Origin of the sequence: Levilactobacillus tujiorum (genome assembly GCF_012641185.1) — a bacterium.
In the GTDB taxonomy this organism is placed as follows: Bacteria; Bacillota; Bacilli; order Lactobacillales; family Lactobacillaceae; genus Levilactobacillus; species Levilactobacillus tujiorum.
This window is the reverse complement of record NZ_JAAXLK010000011.1, coordinates 28,171-54,088: the sequence shown is the minus strand read 5'-3', so window position 1 is coordinate 54,088 and position 25,918 is coordinate 28,171. Positions and strand designations below refer to the sequence as shown.

Annotated in this window: 23 protein-coding genes and 1 pseudogene; 11 read left to right on the top strand and 13 right to left on the bottom strand. The window is 49.1% G+C overall.

What is annotated here, in order from left to right; genetic code table 11:
* Positions 1 to 31 precede the first annotated feature (31 nt).
* From HF569_RS06830 to HF569_RS06810, 5 genes are all read right to left on the bottom strand, one after another.
* Complete coding sequence (locus tag HF569_RS06830; protein WP_168901837.1) at positions 32 to 1,858, bottom strand: oligopeptide ABC transporter substrate-binding protein; 1,827 nt, start codon at positions 1,856 to 1,858, stop codon at positions 32 to 34.
* Positions 1,859 to 2,002: 144 nt separating this feature from the next.
* Positions 2,003 to 2,953, bottom strand: coding sequence for an ABC transporter permease (locus HF569_RS06825; protein WP_168901836.1), 951 nt, complete (start codon positions 2,951 to 2,953; stop codon positions 2,003 to 2,005).
* Between the two features lie 16 nt (positions 2,954 to 2,969).
* Positions 2,970 to 3,929 (bottom strand): ABC transporter permease, encoded by a 960-nt coding sequence (locus HF569_RS06820; RefSeq protein WP_168901835.1) that lies wholly within the window; start codon positions 3,927 to 3,929, stop codon positions 2,970 to 2,972.
* On the bottom strand, positions 3,929 to 4,903 hold the full coding sequence (locus tag HF569_RS06815) for an ATP-binding cassette domain-containing protein (protein ID WP_168848874.1): 975 nt from the start codon (positions 4,901 to 4,903) through the stop codon (positions 3,929 to 3,931). Before HF569_RS06815 ends, HF569_RS06820 begins: the two co-directional genes overlap by 1 nt.
* A complete protein-coding gene (locus tag HF569_RS06810) occupies positions 4,900 to 5,913 on the bottom strand; it encodes an ABC transporter ATP-binding protein (RefSeq protein ID WP_332870967.1) in 1,014 nt (337 codons plus the stop codon). Before HF569_RS06810 ends, HF569_RS06815 begins: the two co-directional genes overlap by 4 nt.
* A gap of 432 nt (positions 5,914 to 6,345) precedes the next feature.
* On the opposite strand from HF569_RS06810, the gene HF569_RS06805 reads away from it, so the two are divergent.
* From HF569_RS06805 to HF569_RS06785, 5 genes are all read left to right on the top strand, one after another.
* Positions 6,346 to 6,807 carry an RrF2 family transcriptional regulator gene (locus tag HF569_RS06805; protein ID WP_168848875.1) on the top strand — a complete coding sequence of 154 codons (462 nt, stop codon included), beginning with the start codon at positions 6,346 to 6,348 and terminating at the stop codon, positions 6,805 to 6,807.
* 313 nt (positions 6,808 to 7,120) lie between these two features.
* Positions 7,121 to 8,134: a lipoate--protein ligase gene (locus HF569_RS06800; protein WP_168901834.1), complete on the top strand. Its 1,014-nt coding sequence runs from the start codon at positions 7,121 to 7,123 to the stop codon at positions 8,132 to 8,134.
* 137 nt (positions 8,135 to 8,271) lie between these two features.
* Positions 8,272 to 8,679, top strand: a complete 408-nt coding sequence (locus tag HF569_RS06795) for a hypothetical protein (RefSeq protein WP_168901833.1) — start codon at positions 8,272 to 8,274, stop codon at positions 8,677 to 8,679.
* 14 nt (positions 8,680 to 8,693) lie between these two features.
* Positions 8,694 to 9,197 (top strand): hypothetical protein, encoded by a 504-nt coding sequence (locus HF569_RS06790; RefSeq protein ID WP_168901832.1) that lies wholly within the window; start codon positions 8,694 to 8,696, stop codon positions 9,195 to 9,197.
* A gap of 513 nt (positions 9,198 to 9,710) precedes the next feature.
* Positions 9,711 to 10,307 (top strand): DUF5776 domain-containing protein, encoded by a 597-nt coding sequence (locus HF569_RS06785; protein ID WP_168901831.1) that lies wholly within the window; start codon positions 9,711 to 9,713, stop codon positions 10,305 to 10,307.
* Here the strand turns inward: HF569_RS06785 and HF569_RS12515 are convergent.
* A pseudogene (locus HF569_RS12515) lies at positions 10,245 to 10,400 on the bottom strand (hypothetical protein); the annotation flags it as partial. The gene HF569_RS06785 and the pseudogene HF569_RS12515 sit on opposite strands and share 63 nt — an antisense overlap.
* An 82-nt stretch (positions 10,401 to 10,482) precedes the next feature.
* The gene (locus tag HF569_RS06775; protein ID WP_168901830.1) at positions 10,483 to 10,713 is read right to left on the bottom strand and encodes an antitoxin of toxin-antitoxin stability system; all 231 of its coding nucleotides are present in this window, start codon (positions 10,711 to 10,713) and stop codon (positions 10,483 to 10,485) included.
* Between the two features lie 211 nt (positions 10,714 to 10,924).
* Between HF569_RS06775 and HF569_RS06770 the strand changes: the two genes are divergently transcribed.
* Positions 10,925 to 11,518, top strand: coding sequence for a TMEM175 family protein (locus tag HF569_RS06770; protein ID WP_168901829.1), 594 nt, complete (start codon positions 10,925 to 10,927; stop codon positions 11,516 to 11,518).
* Positions 11,519 to 11,559: 41 nt separating this feature from the next.
* Positions 11,560 to 12,627 (top strand): YdcF family protein, encoded by a 1,068-nt coding sequence (locus tag HF569_RS06765; protein WP_168901828.1) that lies wholly within the window; start codon positions 11,560 to 11,562, stop codon positions 12,625 to 12,627.
* Positions 12,628 to 12,938: 311 nt separating this feature from the next.
* On the opposite strand, the gene HF569_RS06760 is transcribed toward HF569_RS06765, so the two are convergent.
* From HF569_RS06760 to HF569_RS06750, 3 genes are all read right to left on the bottom strand, one after another.
* Positions 12,939 to 13,790, bottom strand: a complete 852-nt coding sequence (locus HF569_RS06760) for an SAM-dependent methyltransferase (RefSeq protein ID WP_168901827.1) — start codon at positions 13,788 to 13,790, stop codon at positions 12,939 to 12,941.
* A gap of 75 nt (positions 13,791 to 13,865) precedes the next feature.
* On the bottom strand, positions 13,866 to 14,288 hold the full coding sequence (locus tag HF569_RS06755; RefSeq protein WP_168901826.1) for a helix-turn-helix domain-containing protein: 423 nt from the start codon (positions 14,286 to 14,288) through the stop codon (positions 13,866 to 13,868).
* Between the two features lie 73 nt (positions 14,289 to 14,361).
* On the bottom strand, positions 14,362 to 16,170 hold the full coding sequence (locus HF569_RS06750; protein ID WP_168901825.1) for a M3 family oligoendopeptidase: 1,809 nt from the start codon (positions 16,168 to 16,170) through the stop codon (positions 14,362 to 14,364).
* Between the two features lie 208 nt (positions 16,171 to 16,378).
* On the opposite strand from HF569_RS06750, the gene HF569_RS06745 reads away from it, so the two are divergent.
* The 3 genes from HF569_RS06745 to rny all read left to right on the top strand — a co-directional run bounded on the left by HF569_RS06745 (position 16,379) and on the right by rny (position 19,745).
* Positions 16,379 to 17,323 (top strand): alpha/beta hydrolase, encoded by a 945-nt coding sequence (locus HF569_RS06745; RefSeq protein WP_168901824.1) that lies wholly within the window; start codon positions 16,379 to 16,381, stop codon positions 17,321 to 17,323.
* Positions 17,324 to 17,348: 25 nt separating this feature from the next.
* Positions 17,349 to 18,041, top strand: coding sequence for a YoaK family protein (locus tag HF569_RS06740; RefSeq protein ID WP_332870966.1), 693 nt, complete (start codon positions 17,349 to 17,351; stop codon positions 18,039 to 18,041).
* Between the two features lie 99 nt (positions 18,042 to 18,140).
* Entirely contained in the window at positions 18,141 to 19,745 is a 1,605-nt protein-coding gene (gene rny / locus HF569_RS06735; protein ID WP_168901823.1) for a ribonuclease Y, read from the top strand.
* A gap of 156 nt (positions 19,746 to 19,901) precedes the next feature.
* Here the strand turns inward: rny and HF569_RS06730 are convergent, their stop codons facing one another.
* Positions 19,902 to 21,476, bottom strand: coding sequence for a bifunctional metallophosphatase/5'-nucleotidase (locus HF569_RS06730; RefSeq protein ID WP_168901822.1), 1,575 nt, complete (start codon positions 21,474 to 21,476; stop codon positions 19,902 to 19,904).
* 764 nt (positions 21,477 to 22,240) lie between these two features.
* On the bottom strand, positions 22,241 to 24,313 hold the full coding sequence (locus HF569_RS06725) for a cation:proton antiporter (protein ID WP_168901821.1): 2,073 nt from the start codon (positions 24,311 to 24,313) through the stop codon (positions 22,241 to 22,243).
* Between the two features lie 546 nt (positions 24,314 to 24,859).
* Here HF569_RS06725 and spx point away from each other — a divergent pair.
* The gene (gene spx, locus HF569_RS06720; RefSeq protein ID WP_168850180.1) at positions 24,860 to 25,258 is read left to right on the top strand and encodes a transcriptional regulator Spx; all 399 of its coding nucleotides are present in this window, start codon (positions 24,860 to 24,862) and stop codon (positions 25,256 to 25,258) included.
* Positions 25,259 to 25,458: 200 nt separating this feature from the next.
* Here spx and HF569_RS06715 read toward each other — a convergent pair whose 3' ends face one another.
* Positions 25,459 to 25,746 (bottom strand): hypothetical protein, encoded by a 288-nt coding sequence (locus tag HF569_RS06715; protein WP_168850181.1) that lies wholly within the window; start codon positions 25,744 to 25,746, stop codon positions 25,459 to 25,461.
* Positions 25,747 to 25,918 lie beyond the last annotated feature (172 nt).

Here is a 25,918-nt window from a genome sequence, read left to right as displayed (position 1 = left end):
ACGGTTCATGTGTGACGAGCTGTGGTAAAGCTTACTTCATACTAGAAGAAGTTAACGTCAGGTTCGTCCAGAAGTCCCAGTTGGCAGAGCTCATATCGAAGCCCTTAACCCGCTTGTTAACGGGACCCCAGTTGTAGCTGAATGTATCTGGAGCAACGGCCGCTTGGTCGTTCATGTAATCTTGCCATTCCTTGAAGGCCTTGATCCGGTACTTTTCGTTCCAGGCCTTGTTGTTGTTCATGTTGTTCATCAATTCGGTATTCTTCTTGGAGACGAAGTGACCCATGTTGTAGGTAGCATCTTCACCATAGATTTGTGTAGGCGTAGGTTCTGATGACAGCCCCCAGGCAGCGGCATAAACATCGATCTTGCTTTGCTTAGGCGCTTGCAGGGTGGAGTAGAAACTGTTCATTTCCATGGTCTTCCCCGTAGCCAACTTCACGTTCAAGCCAACCTTGTGCCATTGTTGCAGGTAGTCTTGGTATTCGGCAGCTTGTGCGGAAGTCCCAGTCATGGCACCGAAGTAGATGGTTAACTTCTTGCCATTAGGATCAGAACGCCACTTACTACCGTCACGCTTCTTGTAGCCAGCGTCAGTCAGTAACTTGTTGGCCTTCTTGATGTTCAGTGGGTAGCCCTTGGCGGATGAATCCCAGTACTTGCTAAAGATTGGTGGAATCAAAGTGTTGGCTCGCCAAGTGACACCATTACCGAACTTCTTGCTGACAGCATCCAAGTTCAAAGCATACATCATAGCTTGACGTAAGCTCTTGTTGGCCATCTTACTGTTCTTATCCATGACGTTCTTTTGTGTCTTGGTGTCGTAGTGCCCAACATTAAAGCCAAAGTAGTCATAAGCCAGAGCGGGTTGACCGACGATCTGATAGTTCTTAACGTTCTTCAACTGTTTGTAATCAGTCCCGTGCAGCACACTGTTTGGAATAGTGAAGTCGTACTTGTTAGACTGGATAGCCTTGTCGATGTTGTTGGAGGAAACCACGTTGATCGTGATGTGCTTGATCTGAGGTGTCTTGCCATAGTAGTACTTATTAGGAGACCAAGTTGTGGACTCACCTTCGACAATCTTATCCAGCTTGTAAGGACCGGTGAAGAGCGGATTCTTCCGTACTTGCTTGGATGAAGCCAACTTAGCGATAGGCACGTTCTTGATGTACTCGTAAGGTTCAACGGATCCCCAGATGAAGGAGTTCCCCAGGTACTGCATGGCGGGGGTGGCCTTGCTCAAGTGAATCACGGCAGTCCGGCCCTTTTGTCCGTCGGGGAAGGTGATTCCGGAGATTGTCTTAGCGCTTCCTGTGTGGTAGGCAGCCATCCCTTTGATATTATTAAAGTCAGCGGAGTATTGTTGCGAAGTCGTCTTCTTGTTGGCAATTACTTCGTAAGGGTATTCGATATCCTTAGCGGTAACGGGATCACCGTTGGACCACTTGGCATTCTTCCGTAAGGTGATCGTCACGGTCTTAGCCTTCCGGTTGATCGTTTGGTTAGCTAAACCACCCTTGATGATCTTGAAGTTCTTGTCGGTGTGGAACAAACCGTTAGTGTTACCCGGTTGGTCAGCGCCTGGTGAGAAGACATCAGTATCTTCAGCGTTTGTTGAGAGAACTGGATCAGCAATCCCTTGGAACGGCGAGTCGTTTGGTTCAGCAAGCTTTAATGTACTGTTCTTCGTTGCGGTCTTATCGGTAGACTTCGTGTTGTGATAAGCCGCTTTTAATTGAACGGAAGCACCACTGGTTCCGCTCTTGGAGCTGGATGAACTTTTGCTGGAACAAGCCGCGAGACTGACGGTTGCGAGAACCGCCATGGCGGACAAGGCGAGCTTTTTCTTATCCATACTATGTTTCCCCCTTGATTTTAAAATCCTCTATAAGACGGGCGGGTAATTCTCCTCAGGATTACTCGTCATGACGCTGGGTTGAACGAGACTAAATGGGTACGACTTTGAGTGGCCACCATCTCCTTAAATGAATGGTAAACGCTAATCGAGGGCGCCTTGTCGTTGCGACGCATCCGCAGCGCGACGAAGGACTTGTCCGACGTAGCTGATTGAGAGACAAAGAATAATGATTTCTAATGCGGCTGGTAACCACGTCCACCAATACTGGGTGATGTTGTTAGGATCATTGGCGTTGGCGATCATGGTCCCTAGAGAGGGCGTCTGGCTGGGTAAGCCGAACCCCAGGTAGGATAGCCCCGTTTCAACCCCAATGTTTTCGGCGAAGGACAGGGTACAGTCGACAATGATTAACGATGAAATGTTGGGCATGATTTCTCTAAAGATAATCTTCCAATGGCTAGTGCCAGAGGCTTTAGAAGCCGCAACGTAATCCTTCTCCGATTCGGCGAGTGTTCGTGACCGGATTAACCGCGACGTTCCTTCCCAGTAAAAGATGGAGAAGATGAACGTCAAGGTGACGGAGTTGTAATGCGGGATGATGGTGACCAGCACAATGATCATCATGGTCATGGGTAACATCATCATGAAGTCGTAGATCCGTTGCATGCCCCAGTCGATGTAACCGTTGAAGTAGCCAGAAATCAACCCCCAACAAATCCCGAAAGTTGATGAAATGACCGTCAACCCAATGGCAATACCAATGGAGTTCCGTGAACCGACAATCAGCTGTTTAGCCACGGAACGGCCGGCAGAGTCAGCACCCAGCCAGTAATCTGCGGTAAACGGTTGATTGAAGTACCCCATGATGTTAGTTTCCATCATCTTAGGCGTGTTAATGAATAGGGCACCGATCATGACGAAGAGAATGAAGCCCACAATGATAATGAGTGCTGCCATGGCGGGTTTGTCCGCCTTAAATTCACTCCAGATAATCTTAGCCGTGGAAGGCGTGGCTTCTGCCTGTGCTTCCTGGGTCAGCCGGGCTAAATCAGCCGCGGAAATATCGGAATGTCGCTCGAAGTTTTCTGCCATTTCTGTTTAGCCTCCTTTACTGGATCCGAATACGGGGATCGACAATGCTGAGAATAATATCTGATAATAATGTTCCGATTAAGTTTAAGATCCCATAAATCAAGACTAAAGCGGTGATGACGGTGTAGTCTCGATAACTGATGGAGTTCACGAAGAGTAAACCCATCCCGGGATAAGAGAAGACCGTTTCAGTAAAGATTGACCCGTTCAACAGGCCCGTGATGGAATAACCGGCGAAAGCAGCGATGGGGAGTAAGGAGTTCCGGAAGATGTGATGCCGGTAGATGTCCTTACTAGGCACCCCTTTAGACCGCGCAGTTCTGACGTAATCGGAATGCTTGGAGTCGATCACTTCGGACCGCAAGTATTGAACGATGTTGACGGTACCGAATAACGCCCCGAGCAGGCCCGGCAATAGGATATGGTAGAATCGCGACCCGAGGGTGTGTAGCCAGCCGGTGGCATCCGACGAAATTGATCCGGTAGTTGGGAACCACCCCAGAACATAACCGAAGATCCAGATCCCGATGACTAAGATCACGAAGAAGGGGATGCAGTAGGTCACGTAGGTGTAGACCCGGATGACCGTATCGGGGAGCTTGCCTTCATGGCGGCCAGCGTAAACGCCCATTGGTAAGGCGAAGACGTAGGTCAAGATCATGGTGAATAGTGCTAACCATAACGTGTTGGCTGCCCGGCTACCGATTAAGCGGGTGACGGGTTCTTGGTATTGATAACTGTTCCCCAGATTGCCGTGGAACAGGTGAACGACCCAGTTCCAGTACTGTTGGTACCAGGGGTCGTACAGACCGTTGATCTTCATTAAATGATGGATTTGAGCGGGGTCCGCCTTAGGGTTGATGGAGCCGGTAAAGGGATCACCAGGCATCGCTTTTGCCAGGAGGAAGACCAGGATACTAAGAATAATAACCTCGGGAATCATGATTAAGAAACGGCGTAAAATCGTTTTCCACATTAGGCCTGCACCTCTCCTTCCTGACGAGCGAGTTGTTGCGCAACATTTTGTGGTAAGGCAACCGCGTGAGTAGGGGTGACCTGAACCAGAGGATAGGCCTCGCCGTGCTCGTCGTAGTACTTACTTTGTTGCTCACGATAAACGGCTTCAACGGCCAGACGTGAGGCCCGATGAGCTTCACGCGCGTTGACGTCCGTCTCGGGAATGGCAGCTAATAATCGTTTGGTGTAGATGTGCAGGGGATGATTGTAAATGTCATCGCGCGTCCCAATCTCGACCAACCGACCGCGGTTCATAATGGCAATGTTATTGCACATGTGCCGAACAACCCCCAAGTCGTGGGAGATGAATAAGTAAGAAATCCCGAATTCACGCTGAATTTTCTTCATGAAGTTCAACACCTGCGCTTGAACGGAAAGGTCCAACGCAGAGACCGGTTCGTCGGCGATGATCAGCTTGGGATTAGTGGCAACGGCCCGGGCAACGCCGATTCGTTGCCGTTGACCACCGGAGAATTGGTGTGGGTATTTGTATAGGGCATCGGCATCTAACCCCACAATGTTTAATAGCTGCAGCACACGGAGCTTTTCATCGTCTTTGTTTAGATGCTCGAAGTTGCGTAGTGGTTCAGCGATGATGTCTTCAATCCGTTTCCGAGGATTCAGGCTGGACAAGGAATCCTGAAAGATCATCTGAACGTCGTGGTTGTAGTCCAACTTGCGACGATTCTCCGCTTTGGTAATGTCGAGACCTTTGTACATAATGGAACCACTGGTGACCTTTTCCAAGCCAACTACGGATTTACCGGTCGTGGATTTGCCAGAACCGGATTCACCGACTAGGCCATAAGTTTCGCCGGCTTCAATGTTGAAGCTCACACCATCCACGGCCCGAACGGAGTCAGTTACCCGATTCCAGAAGCCGGAGCGGATGGGATAGTGGACCTTTAGATCCTTGATTTCAATTAAGCTCATGCCGTCACGCTCCCTTGTTCATCTGGAAATTGGAAATGTTTGTAACAAGTGCAGCGGACCTCGTGTCCCGGTGCCACTTCATGCATCGTGGGGTGTTCCTCGTGTTCTTCGGCGGGCACCCAGGGGATTCTAGGTGCAAAACGATCGCCGGTAGCGGGCATCTTTTGTAAGGAAGGCACGTTACCTTGAATGACGTAAAGATCATCATTTTCGTTATCCCGCTGGGGCATGGAACGCAGTAGCGACCGGGTGTAGGGATGTTCAGGCGTGTTGAAGACCTGTTCGACGGAACCCTGTTCTACGATTTGCCCGGCGTACATGACGGCGACCTCATCGGCAGTCTCAGCAACGACGCCCAGGTCATGCGTGATCAGAATGATACCGGCGTGGTTTTCTTTTTGGATGTCGCGCAGCACATCTAGGATCTGTGCTTGAATGGTCACATCAAGGGCCGTGGTCGGTTCATCCGCAATGATAAGGTCTGGCTTGCAGGCAATGGCAATCGCGATAATGACCCGTTGACGCATCCCACCGGATAATTCATGTGGAAATTGCTTGGCGGTCCGTTGGGGATTAACGATCCCTACCTGATTAAGTAATTCGATGACGCGTTTATGTTTATCTTCCGCGGACAAATCAGTGTGATAATCCATCACTTCGCTGATCTGATCCTCGATGCGTTTCAAGGGGTTGAGCGCCGACAGCGGATCTTGGAAGATCATGCCGATCTTGGCGCCGCGGAATTGATTGTATCCCGATTCGTCTAACTTCAGAAGGTCGGTCCCTTCAAAATCAACTTCGCCAGAAATCTTGGTCTCTGCCGGATCATGTAAACCCATAATGGTAGTGGCCAGCGTACTTTTACCACAACCTGATTCACCAACGATGGCGAGAATTTCGTCGTGTTGGACCTGGAGGTTAATGTGGGAGATGGCGTCATAATACTGGCCGTCAATCTTAAAAGCCGTGCTGACGTCCTTGATATTTAGAAAGTTTGATGCGGTTTCCACGGAAATCCCTCCCAATGTTCTAATCTACTTCTCATTTGGCGCTAAAGCTGATGAATAAACGTATGTACGTATTCAATTTGCTTGCGGATAATAATTGTTTTTGATTATAGTTAATCAAATTCTCATTTACAACCCCTGATTTCTCAAAATTAGTCATAAGTTCTTCATAAAATCCTCATAAACTTTGATACATCAATCTTCGCAGAAATTGAATAAAATGATAAAATTTTTAACTTGAAAGCATTAAGTTGGTCAATTTGCTTGCTAAACCAATAGTTAATGGTGCTAATGTATACGAAAATCTGGAAAGTTATGCATGTATATTCTGAATGAGAAGAATCTAAGGTATTCCATTAGAATCGCCTGTTTTGTGCGAATTTGTGGTATGATACCAGTATTGATTACAGACTTTTTGAAAGCGATGGCTAGACGATGAGATTAGACTTTTCCGTTGCTGTTCACAGCTTGCTGTACCTGGACGAGAATCGTCCCCGGAAGATTGCAAGTCGCGAATTGGCGACGTCACTACAATTGAATGCGGTGATGATCCGCAACATTCTCTCAGTGTTGCACAAACAAGGTTATATTGAGGGATCCGTTGGGAAAAATGGGGGGTATCAGTTGATTCGGAGCCTGGACGAAATCAACGTGGGCGAACTTTATGACCTGACGATTCCGCCGACCATTAGCTATGCGCGCTTCATCACCGGTGACTCTAAGGGAACGAAGAATACGGATGCGACGGATATCTCCGCTAACATTTCACAAACCTTGACGGATTTATTTACGTTAGCGGATGAAGACTACCGGAAGTTCTATCATCAATTTACGATGACGGACTTGAAGCAGGACCTGCATGCGCACGGTTATTTCCGTCGGCTACTTAATGATTAACTTAGTGAGCAAAATGCTACTAAACTTTAGTTAGCGGCGTTATAATAAGGGTATAAAATCGAATGGTGACTAAGGCCACCATTAATAACAGTCGTGACCGCCAGAGGTGAACTTTGACGGGGGCTGGGTTCTCGCCGAGTGCGGGGACCTTTTTTATTGTTAAATTTTTATTTTGGGCGAAAAAACGGGAAATTTACACGGACTTTTCCATTATATGGACGCTAAATTGTAATCGGTTCCAATGCGTGCTATGATTTATCTTAGCCGGAGTCGTTAACCGGCGATTGGTTAATTCGAAAGGGGTTTTTGAGCTATGTATTGGTATGCCATGAAGTCACATGATATTCGTCACAACTTAGCAACCGAACAGTACTTAATGAACAACAAGCAATTCGATGAGCCATTGGTTCTGTTCTACTATGAAGGACCTTGCATTATCGTTGGTCGTAACCAGAATACGTTGGAAGAAATCGACCAGAAATATGTGGAAGAAAATGACATTACGGTCACCCGCCGGTTATCGGGTGGCGGTGCGGTCTATCAAGATCTCGGCAACCTTTGCTTTAGCTTCGTGGTTGATAGCGACAGCGAAGAGTTTGGCGATTTCAAATCATTCGTTCAGCCCGTGGTGGATGCTTTGCACGCGATGGGGGCAAAAACCGTCGAAGTTTCTGGCCGAAATGACATCTTAGTCGACGGCAAGAAGTTCTCCGGTAACGCGATGTATTCTCACAGTGGCAAGACGTTCTCACACGGGACGTTGATGCTTGACGTGGATCAAGACGTGATTGCCCATGCCTTGAACGTTCCAGAAGACAAGATGAAGTCTAAGGGCATTAAGTCCGTTCGTTCACGGGTCACGAACCTGAAACCTTACTTAGCACCGGAATATCAAAACTTAACGGTGCCGGAATTTAGAGACACCTTGTTGAAGGAATTGTTCCACGTGGACAGTTTGGATGCGATTGCGGACAAGGAAGTTAAGATTGCCGATGATGAAAAGGCGGCTATCGACCAGATCTTCAATGAGTACTACGCCAACTGGGACTGGGTTTACGGAAACTCTCCTGAATTCACGGTCAAGAAGCGGCAACACTTTACCGCGGGGACCATTGATGCGCGTTTGTTGGTTGACGGCGGGAAGATCGAAAATATCAAATTCTATGGAGATTTCTTCGGTCCTAGCGACGCAACCGAATTGGCAGAAAAGTTGAAGGGCGTGCGTTATGACCGGGAGCACGTCGGAGCTGTATTGAATAGCGTCAACACCCAGCTATACTTCAACGGGATTGATACGCAGGATGTTTTAAACCTGCTAGTCGATTAAATCTCGGCTAAGAATTCTGGGATTTGCTGATTTTATAGACTAGATACGTTAGAATAGAAAATGAAATTGACGAAAGCGTGGTCGATTTGAGACCGCGTTTTTAATTACTTAGGAAAAATTGAGGAGTTTAATTTTAAATGAAAGATCGTAACGTGATTGCCTGGGCCATTATTTCGCTATTTGGTTTCCTGGTCATTAATTTTCTGATGTCGCGCTCGTTTGTTGGTTTGACTACGTCCATGAGTGAATTTTGGCGGTCCTCGGCTTTAGCCGTTGGCTTGTATGCCATTACCATTGTGCTCGCTGCGTTGGATTGGCGGCCGTCATTTTATCTGATGGGACTGGTAATCGGGATGTACACGCTGTCGCTGATCAGTGTGCTGATCACGATGTGGAGCTATGACCGGGCCGCGCTGGTCGTTCGGCTGTTGATGTCTGTCGGCAGTATTGGCGTCATGGTGGCCAATGCATACTGGCTCGTCCTCGCGTTGCGGCTCCGCAAATATGAACGTGATAAGCGCGATCGGGAAAGATTCGGGCATTAAAACGAGGTGGGTAAATGAAGCGAGAAGTACAGGCACTTATTGATGCAGTAGCGGATGATAAAATAGAACATTTTACGGCGGAAACCACGCAGGCCAAGTTCTTTGCTGATCCAGATGGCACCATGGCACCCTTGGCGGCCTTCATGCGTGATCAGATTGGTGAAGATAACTTGGCCCAAGCCTCATTGAAACTCACTGACACGGAAGCCTCCGTGCGGTTGGAGTTAAGTGTCATCAACCTGCCGTTGCAGGACACGAAGACGGTTGGCAAGATCATGGAAACCGATGAGGAACGTGAACTGAACGTTTACGCGGTGATTGAGACGCCAGATATCAACGTGTCTGGTCTGCGGATTGATGCGTTGGCACCGGCCACGACTTACGTGGAACAGGCAGCCACGGCTGACCAGAGCTTGCATGATTGGTTAGGCTTGCAGATTGAGAAGCTTCAAGCCGCTGAGACCAACAAGGAAGCAACCGATGTTAAGAAACCAGCCGCTGACACTAAGAAAAAATAGCCTTGCGCTAGGGCAATGGCTGTGGTAGTATTGTTCCTATGCGATGAGTCGAGAAATCACGCGTTCCTTGCTTGCAAGGAGCGTCCGCGCAAGCGGCTAGGTGAATTTGTCAGCAGGGCACATATGTCACCGTATTGTGACGTGTCTGATTTTGAGGGAATGTGGATTCCGAGATAAATCCATTCGTTTCGGCGAATGCTGTGGTAAAAACGTCTGATTGGCCTTTGGGTCAGTCAGACGTTTTTTTTGCGTTTTGTGTCAGCTTACGGTGCTTTCGAAATGGCGAGTCTAAGAAAGTGAATGGTAGTAAGCGATCAACTGACAGTTAGTTGAGTTGATTCAAATAGTAAAACGATTTATTTAACCGACGTACTCCTTGATATAAACCATTATTCAATACATAAGTTAACCACATTCATAAAAGTGTGGTATCTTTTTACATAAAATAAATGTTATAGTTTTTACACACTAAAAACTAATGAATAAGGGCGATAGATTAAGGAGAAAACTATTATGATAAGCTTGTACAAGGGATTATTGATATTGGGTGTGACGCTAGGCATCGGCGTAGCGTGGAACTTTTTGTGGTCAAAGAATCGGCTTAACGATTATTCGCTGGACGCCAGTGCCACGGTTACGGCGCAATTTGAACGAGCACGTCCTAGTGATCCACTTTTCACCACGGTGGGCAAGACGCTCTCTGGTCGTGAGGCAGCTCAGTACAAGTTTAGCAGCACATACGTCACGGCTAATGATGACTACGCGGTTCAGCTCTATTGGCATAATCATTACCGCCGCCTGTATGTCACCGCACCTAAGGGAATTAACGTCTATGAGACGGATTTGTTGACTGGAAAAGTGCGGCACGTGAAGCAGGGGACTGCGGTGGCGGTCACACAAGTCGTTAAGCATGGCGCCACAACCCGCTACCGCTTGGCGGATGGCCAGTATATCACGGGCAACAAGCAGTATGTTTCTCCCGTTAAATCGCAGGCGGTTAAACCGGTACGTTCGAAGACCACGGTTCGTCGGTATGAAGATGTGAATTTAACGAAGGTCGTGACGACTTATCAGAAGGGCACGACGCCTAGGGCTAGGGCGATGGGATAAGACTGATTGAAGCGAGCTTTTGATAGCGTGTGTGATAGGACAGACGACAACTAAATTGGTCAAACGGCTATATCCTTGGTGACTTAATACTAATGCGGGGCGTCGCTACTTAATTTTGTGTCCGCGTGCAGGGTTAAAATTAGGCCAGACGATATCCTGTGTATCAGGGATATAATTAGTCATCATCGGCGACCTCTGTGCCTAAGGGGCGGTCATTAAGCGCTTCTGTTTGTGAGAAGTCATGAGTTTTCACAAACTTATCGTCTAGAAATGGATTGGGTGCCGTAGGGGTATAGATAATTTGGCCGTCTCGGCCTTGATAAACGTCATATTCGGCAGAAACTTTAATGCTACTAGGAACCGGCAATACCGTAGAATTACCGACTTTACGTGCTTTAATGGTCATAGGGATCCCTCCTCTTATGTATACCAGTATGTCCATTGAAAATGACTTTGCAAGAATTTCACTTGACTGAATTCATCTTTGATTTTTTAGACTAGCTCAAATGATCGCGCCCAACCATCATCTCCTAAACATACTGCAGGTCCTTATTCACACCGCCTGTGAACAGTTGTGATATTCTAAGATCATGATAAGTTTTTGAGGGGGATTTTCGATGAACAAAGGACGAGTGGAAGCCTTCACGGATGCCGTGATTGCGATTGCCTTAACGATCATGGTTCTTGAGTTTAAAACGCCTGAAGAGCCGACGTTTACCGCATTGATGGCGAATTGGAGCTATCTAGTGGCTTACCTGATTAGTTTTCTCTTTATCGGGGTGGCCTGGTACAATCACCATTACATGTTTAGTCTGACTAAACGGGTGACTAAGCGAATTTACTGGGTCAATAATTTCTGGATTCTGACCATGAGCATGCTACCGGTCTCGACGGCTTGGGCGGGGCGTTTCATCAATGACGTGCAGCCAGAGCTCTTTTACTTCATTATCTTTACGTTATGGGCCTTGGCTTACGCGGCGTTGTCATATACCATCATGCGGGCTAACCGGGAAGACCATCCCGAAATTGCGCAGAAAATTCGGAAGATGTCAGTCTATCGCATGCACGCGAGCATCTGGTTTTGGCTGATCTGGGCCGTAGTGGTGGCGCTGATCTTTTACTGGCCGCCAGTATCCCTGGCCTTCACTTTGATTGAGCTCGTTGTGATGGCGATCCTGACGCCAGCAGATAGTGATCGGTTGTTTGCCTAAGTCGTGTTATCCTAAGATTATGACGTTTTTGGAGGAGTTTCATGCAAGATGAATTATTTAATATCCCGCTAGTCGTTTATTGGGGCTGGCTGGTACCGCTCTTATTTGGTGCAATCTTCTTTACCAGTTATGCCATTGAGAAACGACGGCTGAGCAATGGGATTTGGTTTTCGCTATTTTTCTATTCCACCATGGTGATGCTGGCCATCTCAATTATTGGTTTTGGCAACGAGTTGCTCTTTGGATTTAGCCTGATTATCTTTATTGGCATTATCTTACTGATCGGGCTCGCGTTCATGCTCCAAGCCTTTCTCCTGTTGTGGAATGCCTGGATTGTGTGGCGGCGTGAGAGTCATACGATCGCCAACATGTTGACCTTGTTTCTGGGGATTGCCATTTTATTGGCGCCGTTCATCATGCGGTTGACCTCACTGTATTTGCCGCTACCGGTGGCGACGTTTGTAAATATTTTTCCCGGCATGGTCGTTTTCTACGTGCTTTTTTGGTTCTACAACTACCTAACCATGCTGGTGATTTATCAGTTCAACCACCCGCGTTACCGGCAGGACTACCTGATTGTGTTGGGGGCGGGGCTGTTAAATGGCGATGAAGTCTCACCGCTGTTGGCGCGACGGATTGATCGGGCGCTGAAATTTTATCGCAAGCAGCTGCGTAAGATTGGCCAAGGCCCCGTGATCATCTTTTCTGGTGGTCAGGGTGGTGATGAGACGGTGGCAGAGGGGGTCGCCATGCGCCAATACGCGCTGGATCACGGCCTGCCACCGGAGCAAGCGATCGCTGAAGACCAGTCAACGACGACGTACGAGAACATGGTTTTCTCGCAAAAGATTATCGACGCACGAGGCACCGTGAAGCCCAAGATCACCTTTGTGACCAACGGCTACCATACTTTTCGCGCTGGGATGATTGCCAGAAAAGCCGGAGTTAAAGCCAACGGAATTGGCGCCCATACGGCTAAATTCTTCCTACCTAACGCGATTATCCGGGAGTACATCGCCATTTTCGTGGGGAATAAGCGCTGGCACGCCATTGCCATTGGGTTGATGTTTATTTTGAGCCTGGTCTTAGTCTGGGCGGAGTATCAATAAAAAAGACAGGAATCTCAAGATCTTCTTCCCGAGAAGGTCCTGAAATTCCTGTTTTTGTTATTCATCTCGATGTGCTTGGTAACTTGCAAACGCGGCGTAACCCACGGCAATGATCAGCAAAGTTCCCAAGCCATAAAACAAAATATTCCCTAATGCAACCATGAACGGTTCCTCCCTCGGCCGATTAACCATAAACATAATATCAAATAGTTAATAATGGGTAAACCGCAAATGGCCAGTTTGTTAATTTGTAATCAAAGGCGGAATCCCTGGCAGCCGCAGGTGACTGGTTTAGAGAACTTTTCAGCTAGTTATTTCACGAGGTAGACGTGGTCTTGAACCAAGTCGATTTGGGTGAAGTGACGGTTCAACTCACGGGTGGCCTTATTCTCCAACAACTCGGCATGGTCCCAGAAGTCCGCTGAACCGGTAGCGCCATGGGGTTCGCCAATCACCACGAAGTCGACCTCACGCTGAGAGGCGCGAATGGCTTGGAGCAACTCCCAGTCTAGCGGTAGGCCATCCGGCGACCAGGACATGACGACCACGCCCACCTCGTCTTGATATTTCTGCCAGGCCGCGACCGCCGATAGCGGTTCAATCGTCATGAGCGGATGACGGCCAGTTTCGTTCTCACTGGTCCATGCCTGATTATCCGTGGTGTAGACCGTCTTGTGAGCGTCCCGTAACCCCTTAGAAATGTAGCCGTTGCCAGCCATCACTTCTAGAACGGCCCGGTCGCCCACGAACTTGGCGAGGTCCGCAACGAATGGCGCCGAGGTGTAGGCCCACATGCCGTAGTGGGTTTCAAGATAGTCCCGGAATGACCGTAAATCGTGGTCCAAATCCGGCAGCGCGGCGGTTAATTCATTCCAGAGCTTATCGCCAGTGGCGTCGCCCGCGGGATGCTGCTCGCCAATCTTCTTAAAGATCTGATCCTGAATATCATCGGGAAGTTGGAGCAAGGGCACCTGTTGGGGAAGATCCCCGGCCGCCAGCATCCGATCGGCCAAGAGGACGTTGCTAATCAGAATCTTGGCAGCGGGGATGTTGGTAAACTGATGGTAGTAGTCCGTCATGCGTGCGATGTAGGCAGTCTTGCGCTGTGTCAGGGGTTGATGGCGAATCTTTTTCTTAAGTTTGCGAAGTTTTTTAGGGTTCACGAGAAAGGTCCTTTCTGGATTGAAATGTGTGGGGCGTAAAAAGTCGACCGACAACAGCCGGCCGACTTCAAGTTACTAGTGATCGTCTAAGTGAAGATCCAATTCTTCCTGTTGATTGGTGTTCTGCGGGGTAGCCCGGTTTTCACGACCGTGGAGGTAGCCGTCAATCAATTGGTAAATTTCGTAGCGATCCTGACCACTCAATAGTTCGCGGTTAAAGCTTAGCTGCTTGCCAGATAGGAACAGGCGACCAAGATCATATTCATCGCGTTCCGCCTTACCCGTCAGGTAATCCATGGTGACGTCGAAATATTCTGCTAGCTTGCGTACTTCAATAAATGAAGGGGTCCGGATGCCCCGTTCCCAATTGCCAATCTGTGAGGCGGTGTTAGGATGATCGTCTGGCCCCACGGACTGTTGCTTATTCAAAGCCGTTGCCAATTGTTCCAATGTGATATGTTGACCGCGCCGTAAAGCCCGAAGTCGTTCAGAAAACATGCAGCTCACCCGTTTCTTTCGATAGTCTTTACCCTTAGTATACCACTTAGCGTTGCTTTTAACCGAAAGTTGACTATTTCACCAGTGAATCGGTTAGCCGCATGAATTCAGCGACATCGCGTTTGATTAATTTAACGCCAGCTAACCAGAAGTCGGGTTTAGTCAGGTCAACGCCCAGGTGCTTGCGGGCCAGGTCTTCCGTGGACATGTTGGCCGTGTCCCGTAAGAGGGCGATGTATTGGTCTTCAAAGTTCCCCGTCTGTTGGGCTTTGGCGTAGATTCCCAGACTAAAGAGATAGCCGAACACGTAAGGGAAGTTGTAGAAGGACAGGTCGTCGATGTAGAAGTGAAGCTTGCTGGCCCAGAAGTGGGGAGAGTAAGTCGAGAGGTCGTGGCCAAAGGCTTCCTTTTGCGCGTTAAGCATGAGTTCGTTGAGCTCCGCTGGGGTCACTAACTTCTTCTGCCGTAATTGGTAGAAGCGGCTTTCAAAGAGATAACGGGCGCGGATATTGAGGAACATGGCGAGTGGGTTATCCATCTTCGCGTTGAGTAAGGTGATCTTTTCAGCATCGGTCTTAGCCGCGCGGACGTTAGCGTCGGCAACGATGAGCTCACCCAATGTCGAGGCGGTCTCGGCCACATTCATGGCGTAGTCTTGCCGTAAATAGGGGAGATCGGCCATCACACTGGAGTGGAAGGCGTGACCCAGTTCATGAGCCAAGGTGGAAACGTCGTTAGGTGATCCGGTAAACGTCATGAAGATTCGAGACTCGTGGGTCTCCGGCGCATTTTCCATCCAGCCACCGGGCGCCTTGCCTGCCCGATCCTCGGCTTCAATCCAGTGATGGTCGAAGGCGTGTTGAGCGAGTGCAGCCATCTTGGGTGAGAACTCACCGTAATGTTTGATGATGAAGGCCGCCGCCTCATCGTAGGTGAAATGGTGGAGTTGACTCCCCGGTAAGTTCAGAGGTGCTTCGACGTCTTGCCAACCGGCGTGCTTTTTGCCTAACAGGGCTGCTTTACGATCGAGATAGTCGAGTAAAAATTGTTTATTGTCGTCCACAACTTGCCAGATGGTCGCCAACGTGGCGGCACTCAGCCGGTTATCCTTGAGGGGTTGCCGCAAGAAATCCGTCGTTCCATGAGCGGCGTACTCGGTCAGCCGAAAGCCCGCTAAGTGGTTGAGGGTGTCCGCAAAGAGCTGTTCCTTATCCGCCCAAGCCTGCTCCCAAGCGGGCAACAGCTCGGCCCGATACTGGGGATCGGCATTTCCCAAAAGGTTATTGTCAGCTTGCCCAGCGGATAGGGTGATGGGGTTGCCGTCTGCGTCGTGAAAGGGCACGGTCACGGTGGCCACCAGCGAATCATAGTGGGAGCTCCAGGCGGCCTTGCCATCAAGATTGAGACGGCTGATTAGCGCTTCCGTCTTGTCATCCAACAGTGACTTACCCTCATCGCGCATTTCCTGCAGGTTGAAGGCTAATGGCTTGAGTGCCGGCTGTTCCAGCATGGCGGTGAAGTTGGCGTCAGGGACTTGCACTAAGACTTTTTTTAACTTACCGCTCACATTGTCCGATTGGGTCGCTAAGTCGCGGAGCTGAGCTTCCATCGGGGCAACGTCGGGATTGTTAAAATCAGCGGAACCGACCGCCGAGATGAACAGACCCGCTTGACCGATACCGGCTTCAATGGCTTGCAGTTGATTGATGAGCTTAATGAATTGCTGATAATGTGGCGCATCACTGGCGGCATCCCAACGATCAAGCAGATCATCGAGCGCGGCAATGGCCGTTTTAGTCGTCGCCAATTTCGTTTTTAGCTGCTCGGAGTGAATACCACCGCTAAAAAGTGAGTCGAGATCCCAATTTAAAGAATATTTCATAAGCAGGCCCTCCTAGGCAAAGTATCGGTGATGACTGAATGAGCGCTGGGTCCCTTAGAAATAGAGCACGAGCGTTTCAGTCAAGTTTGTGCTCATTATAGCAAATTTCGTATTGATTGCGCTGGCGAAAAGAACTCCGTATACTAACGAAAGAGAGAATTGCGGCGCCAGTTAGGTGGCCGGTAATGAGAATTGGGAGGCAACAATTGTGAGTAAAGGTAAAAAATGGGGGTTAATCAGCCTCGGTGTGCTGGTTGTAGTCATTGTGGTCGGATTATTGGGGGCAAGTCTGTACTTCTACAATATGACGGTGGCGAGTGGCAAGAAAGAATTTGTCGCGGTAGACACAACGCTGAAAAAGAGTGATCCACTCTATGCTCAGAAGAAGTGGTATCGTGACGTGTCCAAGCAACGGTGGACGGAACAAGCGGCCGGGGCCAACTTGAAGCTGGTAGCCGACTACATTCCGGCAGCGAAAAAGACGACGAAAACAGTCGTCTTAGTCCATGGCTTTGGCTCCAACAAGGAAGCCATGGGGGGATATGCGGCGCTTTTTCACCAATTGGGTTATAACACGCTGATTCCCGATACGCGTGGTCAGGGCCAGAGCCAAGGGAAAGTGATTAGCTACGGTCATTATGAGAGTAAGGACTATTTGAAATGGGTCGATCAGGTCATCGCCAAGCAAGGAAAGCAGTCCCAGGTGGTCTTATTCGGGGTCTCCATGGGGGGTGCCACGACGATGATGACCAGCGGCTTGAAGACGCCGAGTCAGCTAAAGGCCTACATTGAAGATTGTGGCTATACCGACGCTGAATCAGAAATCACGTATCAAGCTAAGCAGATGTACAATTTGCCATACTGGCCATTGGTCCCACTGACCAGTGCAGTCGCTAAAGTTAAGGCTGGTTTTTATTTCAAGGATGCTAACGCGTTGGCTGCCGTGAAGAAAAATCACAAACCGATGCTGTTCATTCACGGTGGCGCCGATACCTTTGTGCCCACACGGATGGTCTATCAGGTCTATCGCGCCGACAACGGCCCTAAGCAGTTAGTCGTGGTGCCGGGGGCCAAGCATGCCGCCGCGTTATCCCACAATCCAACGTTGTACGAGCAAAAGGTCAAGGCGTTCTTGGCAAAGTATATTCATTAGTCATACTAGAAGGAGATGACAGCGCGTGACTTCCGCGACGACAGGGCAATTTCGCCCCCTAACGGATACCATTCTTACGCTGGGGGCAACGCTACTGATGGGGGCGATTGATGCCGATACTTTTCTGGAGCACGGGGAAGTCTTCGTGAGCGCCCAGACTGGTAATCTAGTGGTCGGGGTGGTCAAGTTGGTAACGGCCGGCTGGCAATCTGCCTGGACAAATGGGTTTGTTTGGGGCGGTTATTTCTTAGGGTGCTTTGTGGCCCAAGGTCTTAGTGAACGGATCGGCCGGGGAAACCGCCAGCGACAAATGCGGTGGCTGATGTTATTTGATGTCTTGGCTTACACTATTCTGGCCAGTGTTCAGGGGAAATTGTTGGATCCGTGGTTAATCTTCTTTCTGGGGATTGTTGCGGGCTATGAGCTGACAATTTTTCGGCAAGTCGGGGGTGTGGCGATCAACAATGGCATCATGACGGGCAATACCAAGACGCTGGCGACGAGCTGTTATCAGGCGTTGATCAATCACGATCGGCAGGCCACGCAACGGGTACTCCGCTTGGTGAGCGTGCTGGTGGTCTTCCTGACCGGCTGTGCGATCGGGGTCGGCCTAGCTAGACTAGCGGCCGTCGATGTGCTGTGGGTGGCCAGCGGGTTCAAGCTCCTGTTGCTGGGTTGGTTGTTTGTGCCGGCTGCGGTAGAAAAACCCCGCAAGTGAATGGTTGGGTTGTGGGCCTAAATAGCGTATAATTAACACGATAACTGACCAACCCACCCCTGAGCGATTGGGGGACTGAAAACTAAGGAGCACAGCATATTGTTAATAACAGGACTAATCATCGGTCTGTTGTTGATCGGGCTGGTGCTCGGCTACCTCATCAGGCGGCGGCAACACCGGACAGAGTTACTGGCGGTGCAGGCCGAAGCTAGAGAAATTATTGCCCAGGCGACCGAGCAGACGAAAGCTAAGGTGAACCGGCTTCGCGAAAAGAGTCGACAAGCGACTTTAGCTTATCAACAGTCCGTCAAAGACGAACTGACCGAACAACAGAATGATATTCAAGTAAGAGAACAGCGCCGACAGCAGCGAGAAAAATTGTTGGGTCAAATGGCGGTCCGTTTAGATGATCAAACGGCGATGTTGGATGAACGCACGCAAGCCAATCGGGATCAACGGCAAGCTATCCACCTCTTGCATGATCAGGCGGGCGACTTACGCGACGTGCGTGAACAGACGCTGGCCGAACAGGCAGGGATGGACGCCAAGGCTGCCCAGGACACCGTGGTTCAAGACACCGAGCTGGCATTGAAGCGTGATCGCGATGTAGAAGTGAAGTCATTGAATGACAATGCGGAAGCTAGCGCCGAACGTTGGGCCAGGGATGTGGTGCTTTCCGCAACCGAGAGTGGTCCACAAGATTTGCCTAAGGAACACTTGGAACACACGGTGACGGTGCCTAATGGCGAGATCCGTAGCAAGATTATTGGCCGTGATGGTCAACACATTCGTTTGCTGGAGACATTGACCGGGACGGATTTATTGTTTGTTCCTGACGATAACACCACGTTATTTATTAGTACGCATGATCCTATTCGCCGGGAAGTCGCGCGCGTAGCGTTGACTAACCTCGTCGCGAGTCGACGAATCTCGGCGACGCAGATTGAAACGCAGGTAGAGAATGCCCAGCGTGACGTCAACCATAGTCTGTGGGAGACGGGGGAACAGACGGTAAGCCTGCTCCACGTGGGCTGGATGCATCCCGATTTGATGAAATTGATTGGCCGGCTTAAATTCCGGACCAGTTATGGTCAAAACGTCTTGCTCCACTCAATTGAAGTGGCCCAATTGACCGGCGCCATGGCGGCACGGTTAGGGTACAATACCCGCTTAGCCCGGCGCGCAGGGCTCCTCCATGATTTAGGGAAAGCTATTGACCATGAAGTTGAAGGCACCCACGTGGAGATTGGGACGGAATTTGCCCAGAAATATGGCGAGGACGACGTCGTGATTAACGCGATCGCGGCGCACCATGGGGATGTCGAGAAGACGTCGCCATTATCAGACTTAGTGGCGGCAGCCGATGCAATCTCCGGTGCGCGGCCGGGTGCCCGGAGTGAATCGGTTGAAGATTACATTAACCGATTACGGGCGCTGGAACAGATTGCCAACGATCAGAGTGGGGTGGCGGAGAGCTATGCCATCCAAGCTGGTCGCGAGCTGCGGATTATTGTCAAGCCACAAGAGCTGGATGATCATGCCGCAGCTGACTTAACGCAAGAGGTGGCTAAACAGATTGAAGCCAAGTTAACTTATCCTGGTAAGATCAAGGTCACCACGATTCGTAAGTCAACGGCCGTGGAATATGTTGGCGATGAAAAGAAAAAGAAGAAACACAAGAAGAAAAAGGCGGCGAATGCTTAGTCACTCGGCGCAAACGGTTGATTGGGTCCTCATGGGAGGTACACAGTCAACCGTTTTTTGTGTTTAAAATTAATTGGAAGGGCGAAAAAACGACCGCCAGCTCATATCTCTCATGAAGGAGAGGTACTAAAGCTGTCGGTCGTTGAACGCAAAAAATTATTCGGGATCGTAAACCACGGTAAAGTTTTTATTCGCAGTGGCATCGATCGTAGGGTGTTCTTGGAGGTAGTCGGCAATGATTTCACTCATCGCCCCTTGGCTTTCGGCGCGGATCTTATCAGCGCTGTACATCGGATAGTGACCGCCACCAACTGCCCGGTACTGATTCAGGGCAATCCGCAGGTGTTGGTCATCCGCAATGGGGTGGCCGTGGTACGTCAGATTCTCGATCCGATGACCCATGGGCTTAGCAACGTTGATCCGGTAGTTAACGCCCTCATACATGTCATAGTTGTACTGGCGCCGTTTAGGATGAATAAAGGCCGGATTCACGATGATTTTGCCATCTTGCGAGCTGAAGTAACGGGCAGTCACTTCGAGGGCGCCCTTCAGGTCAGCTCCGGTAATATTTAAAAGTGACAGACCGTTGGGATAGACGTAGTTGGTCATGATGTTCCGCATGGTTATCGGATTTTCAAAGCCGCGCGCCTCATCGTTAAAGAGGGCCGTCGCAGAAATATCGGCCCCCATGGTCGCCATCTGAACCTTTTGAATGAATTCGATGTACGGGGTCTCGTCGATCCGCGCGGCAAAGGGATCGGTGAATGTCATATCACCCTTGATATGACCCAATGGTTGATCTAACCAGTGGCCCACTTCATTGTTTAAGTCGTGAGCAGCGGCCAGCACGGCTTTATCCAAAGGTGCTTCGGCTGCGGAGACGAGTTCGGAATCGTGATTGACGACGATAACTTTGCCGTTAGCGTCACGGTCCAGGTCAAGCGTGATCTTACCGATGGCTTGCCCCCGAAATCCGGGTTGCGTGGTCGGAATATCAAAGACATCGGTCGCGAGCTGGCGGTGTTGATGACCGGTGACTAACGCGTCGATGCCGGGAATGGCCTCTAAAATGTGGTAGGCTTCGTTTTCACCGACGTGGATGTCGTTAGGCTTTCCCGTCGTTAGATCGCGCTCAAAGCCCCCGTGATAGCAGACAACGACAATGTCAGCTTGCTCACGGATGATGGGCACGTATTTCTTTGCGGCTATGTAGGCTGATTCGAATTGGAGGCCACTGATGTTGGTGGCTTTTTCCCATTTATAAACGGCTTGGGTGGTGAGGCCCAGCACGCCAATTTTGATGCCATTCTTTTCGAGAATCCGGTAAGGTTGGCCGTATTCCGGTTCCCCATTCTCATCTAAAATGTTCGCACACAGGATGGTTCGTTTGGCGTCACGAATGGCGGCCTGTAAGTAATCCTGGCCATAGTTGAATTCGTGATTGCCTAATATGCCGCAGTCGTAGTCGATTTGATTATAAATGGACATTAACGGCTGGGGATCACGATCGGGTTTTACTCGCGCCACGTAGTATGCGAGCGGTGATCCTTCCAGAAAGTCTCCGTTTTCAATGGTCACGACTGGACCTTGTGCTTTAGCAGCGGCTTGTTCTTGCGCGATGACCGTGGCGGCCCGTGCAAGTCCGAACCCCAGATGACTGCCCTTCTTCACGTAGTTCGTGGGAAAGACGTACCCGTGGGTATCGCTTGTCGATAAAATTGTCAGCTTCATTAGATCTCACCCTCCAATAACGTCTAACAGATTATTAGCGCGCAGCCGCCAAATCTATAACGTGTTAAAGAAATTATAAGCTAGTTTGTACCGAGTGTAAATTTACGATGGCAATTTCTCTGTAATTATGAGGAGTTTTCTCACAATTCGGGGTGGAAATGTTGGGTGTAATCGTTTTCTTCAGGTGGGGGATAAAGGGAATTAGGGAAATTTTGTGATGGGGAAATGTTGGAGTGGTGAGTTGTTGGTGGTTGGCTTGTCTCAGTTCGTAGGTGGTCTCTCGCCAAGATGTTGTGTGTCTGGCAGCCTCTGAAACGTGTTCGGCCAGGCAGATTTCTGCGCTTAGCAAGCTAACCAACTGGTCGTTGGTGGTTGATTTATCTCAGTTCATAGGTGGTTTCTCGCCAAGATATTGTGTATCTGGCAGCTTCCGAAACGTGTTCGGTAAGGCAGCTTCTTCCGCTTAGAAAAATAAACAACTCCTGTCCGGCATAGCCGAACAGAAGCTGCTTATTTCCCTAATGCTCGGAAGCTAAGCGCCTTGCCTCACACTCTTATACAAAAAAACAGCAACCGAACCTAAAAGTCCGCGTTGCTGCTTGAAAACGTTTATTACGTTTGGAGTCGGTCGATCCCATAGCGGGTCGACCGTAATTTTTACTTTGGAGGAGTAAAATTATCAACTTATTCGTTCGTAAATTCGTAAGTTATGTGACCCACTATAGCAGTTAATTGTGAAGAAAATATGACGGTGGTCAAAGAAATTAATCAGCACCCGCAATTTCTTGGGTGTACAGCATCTGATCCGTTGAGACCTGCTGATAGAGCTCATCCGCCAGTTCCTTGGGGATTGCGCCGGCTGTTCGTTGTTGGCGAATGTAGGTATATTCGTACTGGAACGCCTGAATAAATAATTCATTTTGATTGGTGGCCGTGTTGGTTTTGAAGCGGCGGTGGCGGGCATTGTAATAATTTCGTACCGAATTGACCTCAGCTTGATTGTCGATCGTAGAAATTTTAGTTAGAAAGTTGACGATATTGGTGTAAATATCATCTTCAATCTTTAAAAAGACTTCGCGCTTTTGCTGATTACGACGGGGATCTCGTCGAGGTCGTCGTTTGAGTTTGCCAGTTTCTTGCTGAATACGTTGTTGTTGAAGCTGCTCTTGCCGATCGGAATGGGGTGTTGCTTGTAAGCGCCGTTGTTGTTCCGCAATCCGCTTCTTACGCCGCCATTTGCGACTGAGCATGAAGCTGAGCCGATGCCAAACGAAGCGGGCCCATACGGTTAAATTAACGAAAGGATTGTGACTGCTCATCTGTGATTTGAGAATGAGCATGCGAACGTAACGGCTGGCATAGCCACTGGGGATTATGCCGTCATCGGCGAGTTTTTGGACGGTTTGGACTTCGACTTGGGTGGCTTGATTGATGAGGTCGCGCACCTTTTTCTTATCTGGGCGTTCGCCGGTGGCCTGACTATTCAGAATTTCAATCACCGACTGAGTAGCAGCGGGATTGTCTGGATTCTCTTGGGCCAGGCGCTTCGTAGCGTAGGCGACCAATGATTTACGCTCGTGAGCAACGGCGGCAGGATCCACCACAGCGGCCTTCTTAGGCAAGATGAACGGGAGCACCAGCGTGGGGACCAGTAAGCTCAGAATGATGACGACCGCCGCCACGAAAATCATAGTGTTCCGGAAAGGAAAGGCGGCACCGTTTACAGTGAGGGGTAAGGAGAAAGCCATGGCTAAGGTGATGGTCCCGTGGACGCCTGAGAGCGCGCCAATCAAGGCGTGGTGGGAGCGATCAGCGGGTTTCGAATGAATCAGGGCCCAGTCGAGGCGAATCCAGAGGTAGCGTAGTGCTAGCATGACTAGATATAGCACGACGGCGAGTAAGAGAAAATGGGACAATGATTTATTATGATCTTGTTGAATATTTACCCATACAGTTGGCAGCGAAACCCCTAGCAAAACAAAGACGAAGCCGTTCAAAATGTTAGTGAAGATGCTCCAGGTGGAACGGGAAACGAGCTGTAGCTGGGTGCTGGATAGCCGTAGCTGATTCGTTGAGGCACTGTAAATCAAGCCAGCGGCGACTACGGCCAGAATCCCAGATAGCTCAAGGTGTTCTGCTGCTAAGTAAATGAGAAAGGGCACCATGATATCGTAAGGGACGATCACGCTGGAGGAGTCCTTACCACTTTGAACCAGGTAGACCCGAATGATGACGGCACCGATCCCTAGGATTAGACCAATCAAGAGCCCACCAAGGAAGACGACGAAAAAGTGTTTGATACCCGCGCCCACGGAGAATTGTCCAGTGGTAAAGGCGGCTAGCGCTAGGTTAAAAGCGACTAAGCCGGATGCATCGTTAAAGAGTGATTCGCGCTCTAACATGCCCATGACGCGTTCGGGGACGGCCATGTTGCTCGTAATAGATGAGACGGCAACCGCGTCAGTGGGGGTCACGATGGCTGCTAAGGCGAACGCCAAAGCTAATGGGATTCCGGCCAGAATAGCGTGACTGAGGTAGCCCATACCAATGACTGTTAACACGGCGAGTACGATGGCCATTGAGACGATTGAGCCCACATTTTTGCGGAGTTCATGGGCGTTAGCGTTTTGCCCGTCATAAAACATCAATGGGGCGATGATGATGAGCATAAACATCTCAGGTTCTAGCACAAAGTGGTGATACAAAGGGACTAGTGAGAGCAATGCCCCCATGAAGATTTGATAAAAAGCCTTAGGAATGATTGGAAAGTAAGGGTAGATGGTATTGGCGACAATCGTCGCTAAGATCAGCAAAATGATGGCGTAAAAAGCGACCACAATGAACTCCTCCCAGCAGATAGAATTAATCAGTAGCCCCTATTTTACCCCACCTCGGTGCCGATGTGGGGGCTAAATGATTAAAGCGAGTAGGGATTTAGCCATTTAGGTTAGTTTGTGTAAGCGCTTTTATCAACAATCAAACGGTGCGATTGAATAATAAAACAAAATAAATGGATATTAATACATTCGACTAAAAAAGAGACGCCTGGAATGATAATTTCTCGCTGATTGACTGATAACCGCGGTTGGTTGGACGATTACCATAACTTTGTGGATGCCGAAGTCGCAATGGTTACGGGCGATTTTAGGATTTATCACAAGGGGGTGACGACCTGCGAAAATAGTTGGGAGTCCCAACCAACTCACTAAAAAATGTGGGGTGTTATTTAGAAAGTTTCCAAAAAGGGTTGATTATTCATTCAATTGTGGTAACATATAAGTTGGTTCTACTAGATAGTTCAGTGAAATATTCGGGGGGAACCAGAACAAGTCAGTTGTTTTTTTCTATCGTTACTCAATCCAACGATAAGGAAGTGCTTAGATATGATCAATTTGTATATTGCGCCAAGTAGCGCATCTAGTCGGAAGGCACGGGCATGGCTCAAGGATCATGATATTGCGTTTAATGAACGGAACATCAAGTCCAAGCCACTGAATGCCGCTGAAGTTAAGCAGATCTTACGCTTAACGGAAAATGGTAGTGAGGATATCATTTCTACCCGGTCAAATGTATTCAAAGAATTACACATTGACTTAGATAGCCTTTCAGTTAGCCAACTTGTTGACTTAGTTGTTAAGTACCCAGACTTGATCAAGCGGCCAATTATCTTTGATGATAAGCGCTTGGAAGTCGGCTACAACGAAGAAGAAATTCGTCGTTTCTTACCACGTGAAGTGCGGACGGCTGAATTACACCATTTGGAATCACAACTGAGCTCATAGACTGGATCGATCAGTTCTCGGGGGAGTGCTGATCGGTTTTTTGTGGAAAACACCCAATATAATAAAATTAGTAAAGCGATGATCACAGCCCCTAAACAAGGGGGCGCGGATCATCGCTTTTTTCGTGTTATTGAAAACGAGCTGACAAAAACAGACCGGATAGGATGATCCGGTCTGCTAAGTATTTTTAAAGGACACCACTAAACGTGTTGTTGCTTACGGTAGCTCCGTGCCATATTGGCATAGCCTAGCTGTTCCAAGGTGTCCACCACGGTTGCTTCGATGGTTCCGGTGGCAACGACGTCAAAGCCGGCCAATTGGGCAACGATTAAGCTTTCTACGCGGTGAACAACCGTCGGATCATTGGTGAGTGCACTGAGTGCAGCGTGGATTTGGCGGGGGTTAAACGGAACGTGTTCCCCAGCTAGATTTTCCACGGTTAGGCCACCAGGATGCATAGTAGTCTGTGATCTTCTTAAAACGTCCATCGTCTTTAGCCCTCCTGAGTTTTCCGCCACCGTTAAAGTTGCTGATCTAACGTACGGTTAAAATGAGTATAGGTCTATGTTACGATGAATTTCCGAAAAAAACAACTAGATATAGTACGAAAATATGGTCATTTTCTACATATAGTGTCAAAACCACAGAGCGTGGTGCAAT